Annotated in this window: 1 protein-coding gene; it reads right to left on the bottom strand. The window is 49.9% G+C overall.

Annotated elements, in window-relative coordinates; genetic code table 11:
- Positions 1-191: 191 nt before the first annotated feature.
- Positions 192-899 (bottom strand): DUF4357 domain-containing protein, encoded by a 708-nt coding sequence (locus ABD842_RS13730; protein ID WP_345114920.1) that lies wholly within the window; start codon positions 897-899, stop codon positions 192-194.
- Between the last annotated feature and the right edge of the window lie 92 nt (positions 900-991).

Raw genomic sequence — 991 nt, 5'->3', positions numbered from 1 at the left:
CTCCTCCAGTGTGTAAAAATCCGGCTCTTGGCCCAAGGCACGCAACTCCTCATACTGGGCGGCGGCTAGCGCCAGGTAGGCTTCTTTCGTCATGGGGCAAGTAGATTAGACCAGACCCTAAGTTACCAACCCAACGCGTAGTTTTGAATTACACCCATAGGTTCTCACTTTCAACAGCCTCGGCTTCGCGCTTACTTGGCATACTCGCCAAGAATTATTCCTTGTGAGTCTTTCCAGAAAGTGCGTCCATTTGCCGGATAGCCGCAGATCACTGCTGCTGCTTGTGTTGCATTGCTGAAAGCATAAGATTGGCTAAAACAAAAAAGGTCTCCTTTCTGCTCTAAGATATTCTTTTTGATCAACTCGTCGCGCAATGCACGATACCCTTTGTGCAAGCTATCAGTAGCTACAAGTGCAGCAGTAGAGCCAGCAGCTACAACTAGGTTTTCTCGCTTCTCATCATCCCATTGAGCGGTGGCTAATACTTTGCTTCTATATAAATGAAGCTGAAATATTGGTTGCTGATTTTCTTCAACTCCTACTATTGTCCCTACGTCAGCCGGCGTCATTATTGGAAAGCGGGCGGCTACTAACGTTGGCGGGCTATAAGCGGGCTTAGTCTTGTCGCCGGCTAGAAAGGCTACTGCCTCCTGCTTGGTTATGATGAGGTTCTTTTCGGCCAGAAATGCCACCAGAGCATCCGGTAAGGCTGGGTAAGGCGGCAGCGTAATGGCTTTTTCCGCCTCGGGTAGCACATCCTTCATGATGCGCTCCTTCTTGGAAAGCATCAAGTAGCTTTCTGCGGCGTACCGGGCTTTGCCGTTCAGCACGTGCTCTTTGCTCAAAAAAGTCTGGAACTGTTCGGCCAGTTCGGGCAGGTTGTCTAGGGTGTAATTCAAAACTTCGCTTGGGGCTGCTATCTTTGAAGGAGACCATTGCCCCCTTGTGATGATGACCAAAGCGGACTACCTAGCCCTGGCTGAAACGCGTT

The sequence above is a fragment of the Hymenobacter algoricola genome, from assembly GCF_039539525.1.
Taxonomy (GTDB): domain Bacteria; phylum Bacteroidota; class Bacteroidia; order Cytophagales; family Hymenobacteraceae; genus Hymenobacter; species Hymenobacter algoricola.
This window is presented reverse-complemented; position numbering and strand designations above follow the sequence as displayed.